The sequence below is a fragment of the Burkholderia stagnalis genome (assembly GCF_039848545.1).
Lineage (GTDB): Bacteria > Pseudomonadota > Gammaproteobacteria > Burkholderiales > Burkholderiaceae > Burkholderia > Burkholderia stagnalis.
Genome location: NZ_CP156685.1, coordinates 3,135,162 through 3,148,787, shown reverse-complemented (window position 1 = coordinate 3,148,787; position 13,626 = coordinate 3,135,162). Strand labels below are relative to the sequence as shown.

Here is a 13,626-nt window from a genome sequence, read left to right as displayed (position 1 = left end):
GCGCACGAAGGCTTGCGAAGCGGAGCGACAGGCGCGTCAGGTGGCTCGCTTGAACAGGCGGATCACGAACAGCAGGATCACCGCGCCGATGACCGCGACGATCACGGAGCCGAAGAAGCCGCTGCCGATGCTGATGCCGAGCAGCCCCGCGAGCCAGCCGCCGATGATCGCGCCGACGATCCCGACGATGATGTCGACGATGAGCCCGAAGCCGCCGCCCTTGACGAGCACGCCGGCAAGCCAGCCGGCAATCGCGCCGATGATGAGCCACATAATCAAGCCATGAGTCATGGTTGTCCTCTCCTTGTAACGAATCGATAAGACCGGACGCCGTGCGGTGTGCCGGCCAGCGCGGTACGTCGACTACGCAGCGTCGCCCACGCAATGTAGCGCGATAGGCGGGTCAGGATCGTTAAGTAATGTTATGTACTCCGATCGGGATTTTCCAGGGGATTTGTCCGCGCAGCGCGCGAGTCGAATCTTGTGGAGGAGGACGTTGACCGCAGCGAGTGCTGCGATGCGATGAGTGCGTTTATCGCTTTCCGGCGCGGAAAACGATAAAGGCCTGACAAGCGATTGCTTGTCAGGCCTTTTTATCTTGGTGCCGGAGATAGGAGTCGAACCTACGACCTTCGCATTACGAATGCGCTGCTCTACCAACTGAGCTACACCGGCAGCAGAGAAATGAAATTATATGGTGGAATCTTCGATCTTGGCAATAGGTTTTGCGAAAAATTTTTCAGCTTTTTTTTCGGCTGCTTCGCAAAACCCCTGCTTCGACAGGTCTTCCAATTTCATTTCACCGCGATGCGACCCCTTAGGGCTGCATCGCGAGGCGCGATTGTACGTGCGTCTCGCGACGCCGTCCAGTGTTGCAGTGCAATCAATTGCCTTCGGTGTGATAGCGCGTCACGCGCTCGACTTCGTGCTTCGAGCCGAGGAACACGGGCACGCGCTGGTGCAGGCCGGTCGGCTGCACTTCCATGATGCGCTGCGTGCCGGTCGTCGCCGCGCCGCCCGCCTGTTCGACGATGAACGACATCGGGTTCGCCTCGTACATCAGGCGCAGCTTGCCCGGGCGATCCGGCGTGCGCTTGTCGGCCGGGTACATGAAGACGCCGCCGCGGTTCAGGATGCGGTGCACGTCGGCGACCATCGACGCAATCCAGCGCATGTTGAAGTTGTCGCCGCGCGGGCCGTCCTTGCCGGCGTTCAGCTCGTCGATGTAGCGCTTGACCGGGTCGTACCAGTGGCGCGCGTTCGACGCGTTGATCGCGTATTCGCGCGTCTCTTCGGGAATCCGCATGTTGCTCTGCGTGAGCACCCACGAGCCGACTTCGCGGTCGAGCGTGAAGCAGTTCACGCCGTTGCCGGTCGTCAGCACGAACACCGTCTGCGGGCCGTACACCGCATAGCCGGCCGCGACCTGCTCCGTGCCCGGCTGCAGGAACGACTCCTCGGTTGCCTGCTTGCCGTCCGGGCAGCGCAGCACCGAGAAGATCGTGCCGATCGACACGTTCACGTCGATGTTCGACGAGCCGTCGAGCGGATCGAACACCAGCAGGTATTCGCCACGCGGGTAGTTCGACGGGATCGGGAAGAACGTTTCCATTTCCTCGGACGCCATCGCGGCGAGGTTGCCGCCCCATTCGTTCGCGTCGAGCAGGATTTCGTTCGACAGGATGTCGAGCTTCTTCTGCACCTCGCCCTGGACGTTTTCGCTGCCGGCGGTGCCGAGCGCGTCGCCGAGCGCGCCCTTCGACACGTTGTAGCTGATCGCCTTGCAGGCGCGGGCGACCACTTCGATCAGGAGGCGCAGGTCGTAGGGGAGGTTGTTGGTCGCACGCTGCTGTTCGATCAGGAACTTGGACAGCGTGGTGCGGCGGGCAATGGACATGACAGACTCCGAGAGGCCAAATAATCCTTGAATTGCCTCGATTTTACCCGTCGTGCCTCACGCAACGACCGCTTTTTTCGTCCGGTTACACGGCCGGGCGGCCCGATCCCGCCGCGCCGGCCGGCCGGGGGCGCAAAAAAAAGCCGGCGCCGCATCGCGCGGCGCCGGCTTTGCCATGCGCGGCGAACGAGCCGCGGGCGACGCCGTCAGGCGAGCGCCTTCTCGACGATCTCGCGTACGTCGCGCGACTTCGCGCCGGCGGCAACCTGTTCGAGCGCCGTTTTCATCCGGTCGCGCAGCGCCGGTGTGAAGCGGCGCCACAGTTCGAGCGAGCGGGCGAGGCGCGCGGCGACCTGCGGGTTGATCGCGTCGAGCGCGAGCACCTGTTCGGCCCAGAACGCGTAACCGGAGCCGTCCGCCGCGTGGAACTGCGCGGGGTTCGCCGCGCAGAAGCTGAAGATCAGCGAGCGCGCCCGGTTCGGGTTCTTCAGGTTGAACGCCGGATGCGCGAGCAGCTTGCGTACCTTGGCGAGCGTCGGCTGCGCGGGTGTGCCGCGCTGCGCAGCCTGCATCGCGAACCATTTGTCGATCACGAGCGCTTCCTTCTCGAAGCGCCCGTAGAAATCGGCCAGCGCACGCTCGGCCGGCGCGTTCGCGCCCGCCGCGGCGGCCGACAACAGCGCGCCGAGCGCGGCCGCGCGATCGGTCATGTTGTTCGCCGCGTCGTATTGCGCGTTCGCGAGACGCACCGCGTCGGCCGGATCCTCAAGCTCGGCGAGGTACGCGAGCGCGAGGTTCTTCAATGCGCGGCGGCCCGACGCGTCCGGCGTCGGCTCGTACGTGCCGGGCGTCTGGCTGCTTTCGTACGCGGCAAGCCACTCGGCGCGCAGCGCGGTCGCGAGCTGGCGGCGCACGAACTGGCGCGCGCGGTGGACGGCGGCCGGATCGGACTCGGCCATCTGGTCGGCGAGGTAGGTCTCCGACGGCAGCGTCAGCGCGAGTTCGCGGAACGCCGGCGACAGCGTGTCGTCGGTCAGCACGCGGCGGAACGCGGCGACGAAGTTCTCGCCGAGCGCGAGCGGCTCGTTCGCGGCTGCGCGCGACGCGAGCGTCAGCAGCGCGCGCGTCGCGAGGCGCTGGCCCGCTTCCCAGCGGTTGAACGGATCGCTATCGTGCGCGAGCAGGAACGCGAGGTCGTCGTCGCTGTAGTCGTACTCGACGATCACCGGCGCCGAGAAGTTGCGCAGCAGCGACGGCAGCGGCTGTTCCGGTACGTCGACGAACGTGAAGGCCTGTTCGACGTCGGTGAACTCGAGCACGCGCGTCGTGCCCGATGCGGCCGCGTCGCCGTCGAGGCGCAGCGGCAAATCGCGGCCGTCGCGGCCGATCAGGCCGAGCGCGAACGGAATCAGCAGCGGCCCCTGCTGCGTTTCGCGCGCGGCGGGCGACGCGTCGCCGTAGCCCTGCGCGAGCGTGACCGTGTAGCGTCGCGCGGCCGCGTCGTATGCGGTCTTCACCGTCACGCGCGGCGTGCCGGCCTGGCTGTACCAGCGCTCGAACTGCGCGAGGTCGCGGCCGTTCGCGTCGGCCATCGCGTGACGGAAATCGTCGCAGGTCACCGCGTGGCCGTCGTGACGCTGGAAGTACAGGTCCATCCCCTTGCGGAAGCCGTCGCGGCCGAACAGCGTCTGGTACATCCGCACGACTTCCGAGCCTTTCTCGTAGACGGTCATCGTGTAGAAGTTGTTGATCTCGACGTAGCTTTCCGGACGCACCGGGTGCGCCATCGGGCCCGCGTCCTCGGCGAACTGCAGCTGGCGCAGCACGCGCACGTCCTCGATGCGCTTGACCGCGCGGGCCGCCGAGTCGACGTCGTCGCCGGCGGCCATGTCGGCCGAGAACTCCTGGTCGCGGAACACCGTCAGGCCTTCCTTCAGGCTCAGCTGGAACCAGTCGCGGCAGGTCACGCGGTTGCCCGTCCAGTTGTGGAAGTACTCGTGGCCGACCACCGATTCGATGTTCGCGAAATCGGTGTCGGTCGCCGTTTCGGGGTTCGCCAGCACGTACTTCGTATTGAAGATATTGAGCCCCTTGTTCTCCATCGCGCCCATGTTGAAGTCGCCGACCGCGACGATCATGAAGCGGTCGAGATCGAGCTCGAGGCCGAAGCGCTTTTCGTCCCAGCGGATCGAGTGGATCAGCGAGTCCATCGCGTGGCGGGTTTTGTCGAGGTCGTGCGCCTCGACCCATACCTGCAGCAGCTTGTCCTTGCCGGAACCGGTCGTGATCGTCTCCTCGATCGCGACCAGCGTGCCCGCGACGAGCGCGAACAGGTAGCTCGGCTTGCGGAACGGGTCTTCCCATTTCGCGAAGTGGCGGCCGTCGGGCAGGTCGCCCGAGTCGACCAGGTTGCCGTTCGACAGCAGCACCGGGTATGCGGCCTTGTCGGCGCGCAGCGTCACCGTATACGACGCCATCACGTCGGGCCGGTCGAGGAAGTAGGTGATGCGGCGGAAGCCTTCGGCCTCGCACTGCGTGAAGAAATTGCCGCTCGACACGTACAGGCCGGACAGCGTCGTGTTCTGGTCGGGCGCGCAGGCGCTATCGATCGTCAGCTCGAATGCGTCGGGCACGTTCTCGACCGTCAGCCCGTGCTCGTGCGCGCGGGCCGTGCAGGGCGCGCCGTCCAGCCGCGCGCCGACGAATTCGAGTGCCTCGCCCATCAGCTCCAGATGCGGGGCCGGGGCGGCGTCGGGGTTGCGGCGCACGCGCATCGTATTCCTGACGATCGTGCGAGCCGGTGCCAGGTCGAACTCGAGGGCAACGGAATCGATGAGGAAGGCCGGCGGCGTGTAGTCGGCGCGGCGGATCACGGCGGAATTGGCGTTGTCGGACATGGTCGTCGAGGTCGGGGGAATCGGGGGCGGGCGCGCGGCGCGGCCCGGTGAACCGGCCCATTGTACAAAGGCTTGAGTTTGCGTGCCGTGCGAACTTTTTACCGCGCCGGACAGTCCGCGTATTATCGGCATCCCGTCCGCGTCGCGCGATGCGGCCAGCGGGTGACGGATTGACGAGGATGATCATGAAACGCGAATGGATTCAACGCGGTGCGGGATGGGCGGCGGCGCTGTGCGTGGCGCTGCTGGCGGGCTGCACCAGCTACGTGACGACCCAGGTCACGGCCTTCTCCGACTGGAGCGGCAGCGATGCGACACGCACGTATGCGTTCGCGCGCAGCGACGCGCAGAAGAACAGCATCGAGCAGTCGACCTACGAGCCGATCGTCGCGAACGAGCTGTCCGCGTACGCGTTCCGGCAGGCGCCGCAGGCGAGCGCCCGCTACCTGGTCGGGCTGACGTACGGCGTCGGCAGCGACCTGGTGACGGTGCCGCAGCCGGTCTATTACGACCCGTGGTTCCCGGGGCCGTACTGGCGCCGCGGGCCGTGGGGCCCGTGGGGGCCCTGGGGCCCGATGCCGACCGGCTACGTGAACCAGACTTACCAGGTGTTCGACTACATGCTCGGGATCCGGATCACCGAGCGCGCGACGGGCAAGGAGGTCTATAACGTCACCGCGCGCACGACCGGCGACAACGGTGCGCTGCTGTATGCGATGCCGTTCCTCGCACGCAGCGCGCTCGCCGATTTCCCGCTCGGCAACGGCGCGGTCAGGACAGTGCGCCTGCCGGTCGACAAGCGGGGCGGGCCGGCCGCGCCGGCGTCGAACGAACGCGTGGTGCCGGCCGCGCCCGCGTCCGGCGCGGCGGCGGCCAAGTAACGCGCGCGGCGGCGGATGCCGGCACGCCGGTTCGCCGGGCTCCGCCTGCCGCCGCCTGCCGCCACCTGCCGCCACCTGCCGCCACCGCGGCGCCGGTCACATTCCGGCGCCGAACAGCGCGAGCGCGCCGAGCACGATGAACAGCACCGCCGCGATCCCGTGCACGACCGTGGTCGGCAGGCGGTGCGCGAAACGGTCGCCGAGCAGGATCGCCGGCACGTTCGCGAGCATCATCCCGAACGTCGTCCCGGCGACCACGCCGATGTAGTCCTGGAAGCGCGCGGCGAGCGCGACGGTCGCGAGCTGGGTCTTGTCCCCCATCTCGGCGAGGAAGAACGCGACGAAGGTCGCGCCGAACACGCCGAGCCGCGTGCGGTTCGCGTTGGCTTCGTCGGCGTCGAGCTTGTCCGGCACCAGGATCCACAGCCCCATCCCGATGAACGAGAACGCGAGCGCCCAGCGCATGATCGACGGCGTGACGAGCGCGCCGAGCCATTCGCCGAGCGCGCCGGCGCACGCGTGGTTGACGAGCGTCGCCACCAGCACGCCGAGGATGATCGGCACGGGCTTGCGGTAACGCGCGGCGAGCACGAGGGAAAGCAGCTGGGTCTTGTCGCCGATTTCTGCGAGAGCGACGGCGCCGGTGGAGATCAGGAAGGCTTGGGTCACGACGGGGGTTCCACGGGCCTGTTGTTGTGCGTGCGAGCGACGATCCACCGCGCGCCGGGCCCTGATGCGGCGCACTGTGAACCATCGGTCTCGCCAGGCCTTCGGTGGCTGCGTCCGCCATGGCCGAACGGCCAAGTCTGTTGACGGACGCCTCCGTCACGATGCGCGCCGGTGGCGCGAGGCATCGAGCGGAGCGGCTACTCCCCAATGAGGAGCGGATTCTAGCACGGCGCATGTGGCGCGGAAAGCGGCCGGGGGCCGCTTCGCGGCGAGCGGAGGCCGCAAAGGGCGCGGCCGGGCAGCCCGGAAATGCGGCATGACCGCGGCACGGGCAAAACAAACGGACGCCATGCGCCCGTCCAAAACACCCGACCCGTGCGGCACGCGACGCGTGACGCGCGCAGGCAGGCGTACCGTCAGGCCGCGCGGCGCACGGCGCCGCGTTCGTGCACGCAGCGGCCGGCCGCGTAGGTCCGGTACACGGCCCGGTCGTCGCCGAGCAGCGCGAACGCGAACAGCAGTTCCTCGAGCGATTCCGCGCGCTTCGTGCGGCGCGCGAGCAGCGGCGTCGCCTGCGGATCGAGCACGACGAAATCGGCCTCGGTGCGCGGCGCGAGCGTGCCGACCGTATCCGCGAGATCGAGCGCCTGCGCGGCGCCCGTGGTCGCGAGCCAGAACATCCGCGTGGCGCTCAGGTGGTGGCCCGACAGCCGGGCCACCTTGTGCGCCTCGTTCATCGTCTGCAGCATCGAGAACGACGTGCCGCCGCCGACGTCGGTCGCGAGCGCGACCGGCACGCCGTATTCGCCCGCCTTGTCGAAATCGAACAGCCCGCTGCCGAGGAAGAAGTTCGACGTCGGGCAGTGCGCGACCACGGTGCCCGTCTCGGCCATCCGGCGGCGGTCCTCGTCGTCGAGGTGGATGCAGTGGCCGTACACCGCGCGGCGGCGCAGCAGCCCGTAGTGATCGTAGATGTCGAGGTAGCTGCGGTGGCCGGGGAACAGCTCGGCCGCCCACTTCACTTCGTCGACGTTCTCCGCGACGTGGCTCTGCACGAACACGTCCGGATGGCGGCGCGCGAGTTCGCTGCAAGCCTCGAGCTGCGCGTCGGTCGAGGTCGGCGCGAAGCGCGGCGTGAGCGCGTACATCTGACGGCCGCGCCCATGCCAGCGGCCGATCAGCTCCAGGCTGTCGTCGTAGCCCGACTGCGCGGTGTCGCGCAGGAATTCGGGGCAGTTGCGGTCCATCAGCACCTTGCCCGCGATCATCCGCAGGTCGCGCGCATCGCTCGCCGCGAACAGCGCGTCGGCCGACTGCTTGTGCACCGTGCAGTAGACGAGCGCGCTCGTCGTGCCGCACGCGAGCAGCTCGTCGACGAAGAACTCGGCGACCTCGCGCGCATGCTCGGCGTCGCCGAACTGCCGCTCGGTCGGGAACGTGTACTTGTCGAGCCACGGCAGCAGGCCGGGCGCCGGCGACGCGATCATGTCCGTCTGCGGATAGTGGATGTGCGTGTCGATGAAGCCGGGCACGATCAGCTTGTCGCGCAGGTCTTGCACGTGCGCGTCGGGCGCGAGCGTCGCGGTGAGCTGCGCGTGCGGGCCGGCCGCGACGACCTTGCCGTCGTCGACGATCAGGAGGCCGTCGGCCTCGTAGTGCGCGGCCTGGTCGGATTGCGCCGGGTCGCCGCTGAAGGTCAGCAACTGGGCGCGGAAAGCGGATTGCGTCATGACGAATGGTCCTGCGTGGAAAAAACGGTCAGCGTGGTGCGAGCGGCGGCGCGGGGTGGGTTCGACGGCCCCCGCCGCCTCGGATATCAATCGGAAAAGCGCTCCTCAAGGTCGGTCGCCGTGACCGCGGCAGTCCGCATTCGTCGGGTGCATCGTCAGGCGGCGTGCCAGTACGCGTCGAGGCGCGCGGTCAGCGCGTCGCGCTGCGCCGCGTCGACGAACGAGGCCTCGAAGCCGTTGCGGATCACCGCGTGGACTTCCGCGTCGGTCAGGCGCAGCCCTTCCACGGTCGCGAAATAGTTGTCGTTGACGTAGCCGCCGAAGTAGGCCGGATCGTCGGAATTGATCGTCACCGCGACGCCCTGGTCGAGCAGCGCCTTCAGCGTGTGCTTCGCCATGTCGTCGAATACGCACAGCTTCAGGTTCGACAGCGGGCAGACGGTGAGCGCCATGCGCGATTGCGCGAGTCGCTCGACCAGCGCCGCATCCTCGATGCTGCGCACGCCGTGGTCGATCCGGTCGACCTTCAGCACGTCAAGCGCTTCGTACACATAGGCGGGCGGGCCTTCCTCGCCCGCATGCGCGACGAGCTTCAGGCCGAGCGAGCGCGCCTTCTCGAACACGCGCGCGAATTTCGACGGCGGGTTGCCGCGTTCGGACGAATCGAGCCCGACGCCGATCAGACGATGCTTGTACTGCTCGAACAGCGGCAGCGCGGCGTCGAACGTCGCCAGCGCATCCTCTTCGGACAGATGGCGCAGGAAGCACAGGATCAGCCGGCTCGACAGGCCGCGCTGCTCCGCGTCGGCGAGCGCGCGCTCGATCCCCGCGACGACCGTCGCGATCGGCACGCCGCGCTCGGTGTGCGTCTGCGGATCGAAGAACAGCTCGGTGTGGACGACGTTGTCCGCGAGCGCCCGCTCGCAGTACGCGGCGGTCATGTCGTAGAAATCCTGCTCGGTGAGCAGCACGCTTGCGCCCGCGTAGTAGATGTCGAGGAACGACTGCAGGTCGGTGAACGCATACGCGGCGCGCAGCGCGTCGATCGAGTCGTACGCGAGCTTCACGTCGTTGCGCTGCGCGAGCGCGAAGATCAGCTCCGGCTCGAGCGAGCCTTCGATGTGGATGTGCAGCTCGGCTTTCGGCGCACGGGCAATCTTGTCCTTGAATGTCGGGGTCATGGCGTTTTTCTTGGTCGGTCAGAAAGTAGGGGAAGCCTGCGCGGACGCATTCGCTTCGACGGCCTGCAGCAGCTGCGCGGCCACCGAGATCGCGATCACTTCGGGCGCCTTGTCGACGATGCCTTCGACGCCGATCGGGCAGTGCATCCGCATGATTTGCGCCGGATCGATGCCGATCGCCGCGAGCCGGTGGTCGAACTGCACGCGCTTCGTGTGCGAGCCGATCATCCCGAAGTACGCGTAGTCGCCGCGCCGCAGGATGCGCTCGGCCAGCGCGAAATCGTGCGCGTGGTCGTGCGTCATCACGACGAAGTAGCTCTGCGGCGGGGCGGCGTCGACTGCTTCCTCGGGCGTGTCGCGCGCGTCGATCGTCAGGTTGCCGATGCCGGCGAGCACGTCGGGCGGCGGAAACGCGGCGTCGCGCCGGTCGACCCAGCGCACGCTGCACGGCAGCGTCGCGAGCACCTTCACGAGCGCGGCGCCGACGTGTCCGGCGCCGAACAGCACGACGGGGAACGCGTACGGCGCGATCGTTTCGGTCATCAGCGACACGCCGCCGGTTTCCCACAGCAGGCAATCGGCGCGCGCGGCCGACGGCTCGGGCTCGCTCAGCAGCGGGGCGCCCGGCGAGGGGCCGAATGATACGCTACGCACGGTCGCGGCGCCTGCCGCGACGCGCTTCGCGAGCGACATGATCCACCCGAGGTCGCCCACGTCGAGCCGCTCGAACGCGAGCACCACCGCGCCGCCGCAGCACTGGCCGAGGCTCGGGCCGAGCGAGAGCCGCTCGAGCTTGCGCGCGTGGGGCACGTGCGCGCCGTCTTTCAGCAGATGCCGCGCGATTTCGATCGCTTTCCATTCCAGATGGCCGCCGCCGATCGTGTAGCGCGCGGTGTCGCGCGTCACGAGCATCTTGGTGCCGGCTTCGCGCGGCGCGGAGCCGTCGGTGTGCGCGACGGTCACGAGCACGGCCGCCTCGCCGTGCGCGAGCAGTTGCTGAAGATCGCCAAGCCAGGGTTCCATCAGCACGCTCCCGGTTGGTCGGTGCGCATGGCGCGGCGCGGGCTGGCGGGCGCAGTGGCGACGGTGGCGATGGTGGACGGCAGCGGGCCGGGCCGGGCGGGCACGCGCCGCGCGGTCGCGGCGGCGGGCCCGGGGCGGGGCGCGTGGGCAGCGCCGCCGAATGCGCGGACGCCATGAGGGTGACAGAAGCGGATGGTGTGCGTTGTCATGATGAGTCCAGTCGACATTGCGGATCAGGCGCGCGTTACGCAGGGGTCGAGACCGCCCGGCCTCGCGCACGTAGATCGCCATCCAGCCAGCACGATAGCACTGCAAAAAAGCCGGAAGATGGTCCGGCGCTGATGCGTGCTATCAGACGGCGATCATGTCGATCATAGGCGCGTCGCGGGACGCTGAGGGCCCGATGGCGGGGCAGCGGCTCGAAACGCAGGCCCGGCGGGGCTCGGTGGAGCGCGACGATGCAGCGGAGCGGGACGCGAGCCGCCCGGAATGGCGGGGCGTCACGGGGTAGGGGTTTACGCGCGGCGGGCGAGGTGCAGCAGGCCAGGTGCGGCGTCAGGTGCGGCCCGGCTAGGCTCGGCAGGCCGGCCGCCGCGACATGCGCGAAAGCGGCCGGCCGACATACGGCCGGCTCAGGCCGCGAGCTTGCGGCGATGGCGCCAGAGGCTCGCGACGACCGCGATCAGGATCACGGCAAAGCCGATCAGCGCCCAGCCGGGCAGCAGGATGCCGAGGATCGGCGGATAGACCGTTTCGCACAGCCCCGCGACCTTGAACATGCCGGGGAACCACTGCGCGGGCGGCAGGCTGTCGACGATCGGCTGCAGCGTGTCGAAGCCGCAGCTGAAGCCGGGGTTCATCTGGATCGTCAGGTGCCGCGCGGCGGTGCCGGCGCCGCCGGCCGCGGCGATCGCGATCAGCAGCTCGAGCAGCCAGATGCCGCGCCAGTTCCGCATCCCGGCGGCGAGGAACGCGAAGATGCCGATCGCCGCGAAGAAGTAGCGCTGGATGATGCACAACGGGCACGGATCCTCGTTCTTCACGTACTGCAGATAGAGCGCGCCTGCCAGCAGGGCAATGCAGACCCATCCAAGCAGCATCAGCAGACGGCGTTCGCGGCGCAGCGCAAGCGTGAAATCGTTCATGGTCGGCGGGGTTCCTCGTCGGTCGGTCCGGAAAACAATCGCGCGATTTTAGCGCGAACCCGCTGGCACGAAACTGACAGCGCGCGTGCGGCGCGCCGCCGCATCCGGCCGCCTGCGTCAGCGGATCGTGTTCAGCACCGCTTCCACCGCCTGGCCGATCGCGAGCAGCGCGTCGTCGCGATGCGGCGCGGCCGCGAGCATCAGGCCGACCGGCGCCGCGTCGCGCGGATGGCATGGCAGCGACAGCGCGCACGCGTCGAGGAAGTTGAACGCGCTCGGGTTGCGCAGGATCAGCGCGTTGGTGCGTGCGAACGCGTCGTCGTCGGCTTCCAGCTCCGCGATGCGCGGCGGCACGACCGGCACCGTCGGCGCGACGAGCGCGTCGAAGCGCGACCAGACCGTGTGCGCCGCTTCGTCGAGCATCGCGTCGCGCGCGGCGACGAGGTCGAGGTAATCGGCCGCGCTCGCGGGCTCGCCTTTCAGAATTCGCGACAGCACGCGCGGGTCGTACCGGTCGCGATGCTGCGCGAGCAGCGGCCGGTGCCATGCGTACGCCTCGATCGGCGAGAAGCCGAAGCGGTTGACGTCGGGCAGCCGGTCGAGCGCGGCGAAGCGCACTTCGGTGACGACCGCGCCGGCCGCCTCCAGGTGCGTGAGCGCGGTGTCGAGCGCGGCGGCGACATCGGCGTCGACGCCGTCCGTCACGTAGTTGGTCAGCACGCCGAGCCGCACGCCCTCGAGCGGGCGCGCCGCGGGCACGTGCGGCTCGAGGCCCGCGAGCACCCGGTCGACGAGCGCGCAGCAGGCGACCGTCAGGCCGATCGGGCCGAACGAGTCGAGCGTCGCCGACAGCGGCACGCCGCCTTGCTTCGGAATCCGGCTCGCGGTCGGCTTGAAGCCGGTCAGCCCGCACAGCGCGGCCGGGATGCGGATCGATCCGCCCGTGTCGGTGCCGAGCGCGACGGCGGCCATGCCGTCGGCGACGGACGCGGCCGCGCCGGATGACGAGCCGCCGGCGATCCGCGCGTCGCCGGGCACGTCGCGCCGGAACGGCGAGCGGGGCGTGCCGAAATGCGGATTCAGTCCGAGCCCGGAGAACGCGAACTCGCTCATGTTGGTGCGGCCGACCAGCACCGCGCCCGCGCGCCGCAGCCGCGCGACGGCGACCGCGTCGGCGGTGGCCGGCGGCGCGCCGTCGAGCACCCGCGAGCCGGCGCGCGTCACCTGGCCGGCGACGTCGAACAGGTCCTTCACCGACACTGGAATGCCCGCGAGCGGCGACAGCACGGTGCCCGCGTTGCGCAGGCGATCGTGCGCGTCGGCGGCCGCGCGCGCGTTGTCGGCATCGACCTCGGTGAAGACGACGGCGCCCTGGCCGGCCGGATCGGCGATCCGTTCGAGCGCGGTGTCGACGAGCGCGCGGCTCGTCGTGCGGCCCGCGGCGAGGTCGGCGGCGAGCTGGGCGAGCGGGGGGAAAGGCGTGAAGGTGGTCATGATCGGGTCAGGGGCGAAGGCGTTGAAGAAGCGTGGCGCGGAACGAATCGATATGGCGCTCGACGGCCGCGCGCGCGCCGGCGGCGTCGCGTGCGCGCAACCGCTCGAACAGTTCGCGGTGCTCGCGCTGCACGTCGGCGAGGTGATGCGGTTCGGACAGCGTGACGAACCAGAAGCGCAGCGAGCGCTCGTGCAGCCCGCGCAGGATCTCGGCCAGCACCGGGTTGCGCGCGGCCGCGCCGATCGTCAGATGAAACGCGCGGTCGAGATCCATCATGCCCTCGATGTCGTGCGCGTCGGCGCAGGCCTGGCCGTCGTCGAGCAGCGTGGACAGGTGCGCGAAATCGTCGGGCGTCGCGTGGCGCGCGGCCAGCTCGGCGCAATGCGCTTCGTTGATGCGCCGCACGTCGATGACTGCGACGATGTCGTCGAGCGACAGCGGCTGCACCAGCAGCCCCTTGCGCGGCATCACCGACAGCAGCCCTTCGAGCACGAGCCGATGCACGGCCTGGTGGACCGGCGTGCGGCCGATGCCCGTGCGTGCGACGAGGTCGGCTTCGTTGAGCGCGGCGCCGGGCTTCAGGCGCATCGTGATGATGTCGCGCTGGATCAGCGCGTACGCGCGTTCGGCGAGGGAGGCGTCGGGCCGGGCGCGCGGCGCGTCGGTCAGCGCATTCATGAGAGCGGCGGCGTGGCGGCCGGAAGAGGC

General features: G+C 69.1%; 11 protein-coding genes, 1 tRNA gene and 1 riboswitch. Of the genes, 1 reads left to right on the top strand and 11 read right to left on the bottom strand.

Going from position 1 to position 13,626, the window contains the following annotated elements:
- Positions 1–36: 36 nt before the first annotated feature.
- The 4 genes from ABFO07_RS14565 to pepN all read right to left on the bottom strand — a co-directional run bounded on the left by ABFO07_RS14565 (position 37) and on the right by pepN (position 4,794).
- On the bottom strand, positions 37–291 hold the full coding sequence (locus tag ABFO07_RS14565) for a GlsB/YeaQ/YmgE family stress response membrane protein (RefSeq protein WP_059802254.1): 255 nt from the start codon (positions 289–291) through the stop codon (positions 37–39).
- A gap of 308 nt (positions 292–599) precedes the next feature.
- Positions 600–675 (bottom strand) — tRNA-Thr (locus tag ABFO07_RS14560).
- A 208-nt stretch (positions 676–883) separates the two neighbouring features.
- A complete protein-coding gene (locus ABFO07_RS14555; RefSeq protein ID WP_059909878.1) occupies positions 884–1,897 on the bottom strand; it encodes a class 1 fructose-bisphosphatase in 1,014 nt (337 codons plus the stop codon).
- Between the two features lie 206 nt (positions 1,898–2,103).
- Positions 2,104–4,794 carry an aminopeptidase N gene (pepN, locus tag ABFO07_RS14550; protein ID WP_347467726.1) on the bottom strand — a complete coding sequence of 897 codons (2,691 nt, stop codon included), beginning with the start codon at positions 4,792–4,794 and terminating at the stop codon, positions 2,104–2,106.
- Positions 4,795–4,979: 185 nt separating this feature from the next.
- Between pepN and ABFO07_RS14545 the strand changes: the two genes are divergently transcribed.
- On the top strand, positions 4,980–5,675 hold the full coding sequence (locus ABFO07_RS14545; RefSeq protein WP_059563438.1) for a DUF4136 domain-containing protein: 696 nt from the start codon (positions 4,980–4,982) through the stop codon (positions 5,673–5,675).
- Positions 5,676–5,771: 96 nt separating this feature from the next.
- On the opposite strand, the gene ABFO07_RS14540 is transcribed toward ABFO07_RS14545, so the two are convergent.
- From ABFO07_RS14540 to ABFO07_RS14510, 7 genes are all read right to left on the bottom strand, one after another.
- A complete protein-coding gene (locus ABFO07_RS14540) occupies positions 5,772–6,344 on the bottom strand; it encodes a TMEM165/GDT1 family protein (protein ID WP_059802250.1) in 573 nt (190 codons plus the stop codon).
- A 79-nt stretch (positions 6,345–6,423) separates the two neighbouring features.
- A riboswitch (yybP-ykoY riboswitch) is annotated at positions 6,424–6,562 on the bottom strand.
- Positions 6,563–6,760: 198 nt separating this feature from the next.
- Positions 6,761–8,074 (bottom strand): guanine deaminase, encoded by a 1,314-nt coding sequence (guaD, locus tag ABFO07_RS14535; protein ID WP_347467722.1) that lies wholly within the window; start codon positions 8,072–8,074, stop codon positions 6,761–6,763.
- A 155-nt stretch (positions 8,075–8,229) separates the two neighbouring features.
- Entirely contained in the window at positions 8,230–9,255 is a 1,026-nt protein-coding gene (locus tag ABFO07_RS14530; RefSeq protein WP_347467720.1) for an adenosine deaminase, read from the bottom strand.
- A gap of 18 nt (positions 9,256–9,273) precedes the next feature.
- Positions 9,274–10,278 carry a xanthine dehydrogenase accessory protein XdhC gene (gene xdhC, locus ABFO07_RS14525; RefSeq protein WP_347467718.1) on the bottom strand — a complete coding sequence of 335 codons (1,005 nt, stop codon included), beginning with the start codon at positions 10,276–10,278 and terminating at the stop codon, positions 9,274–9,276.
- 632 nt (positions 10,279–10,910) lie between these two features.
- The gene (locus ABFO07_RS14520) at positions 10,911–11,423 is read right to left on the bottom strand and encodes a disulfide bond formation protein B (RefSeq protein WP_059563394.1); all 513 of its coding nucleotides are present in this window, start codon (positions 11,421–11,423) and stop codon (positions 10,911–10,913) included.
- Positions 11,424–11,540: 117 nt separating this feature from the next.
- Positions 11,541–12,917 (bottom strand): amidase, encoded by a 1,377-nt coding sequence (locus ABFO07_RS14515; protein WP_059993403.1) that lies wholly within the window; start codon positions 12,915–12,917, stop codon positions 11,541–11,543.
- 7 nt (positions 12,918–12,924) lie between these two features.
- Positions 12,925–13,596 (bottom strand): GntR family transcriptional regulator, encoded by a 672-nt coding sequence (locus tag ABFO07_RS14510; RefSeq protein ID WP_347467716.1) that lies wholly within the window; start codon positions 13,594–13,596, stop codon positions 12,925–12,927.
- Between the last annotated feature and the right edge of the window lie 30 nt (positions 13,597–13,626).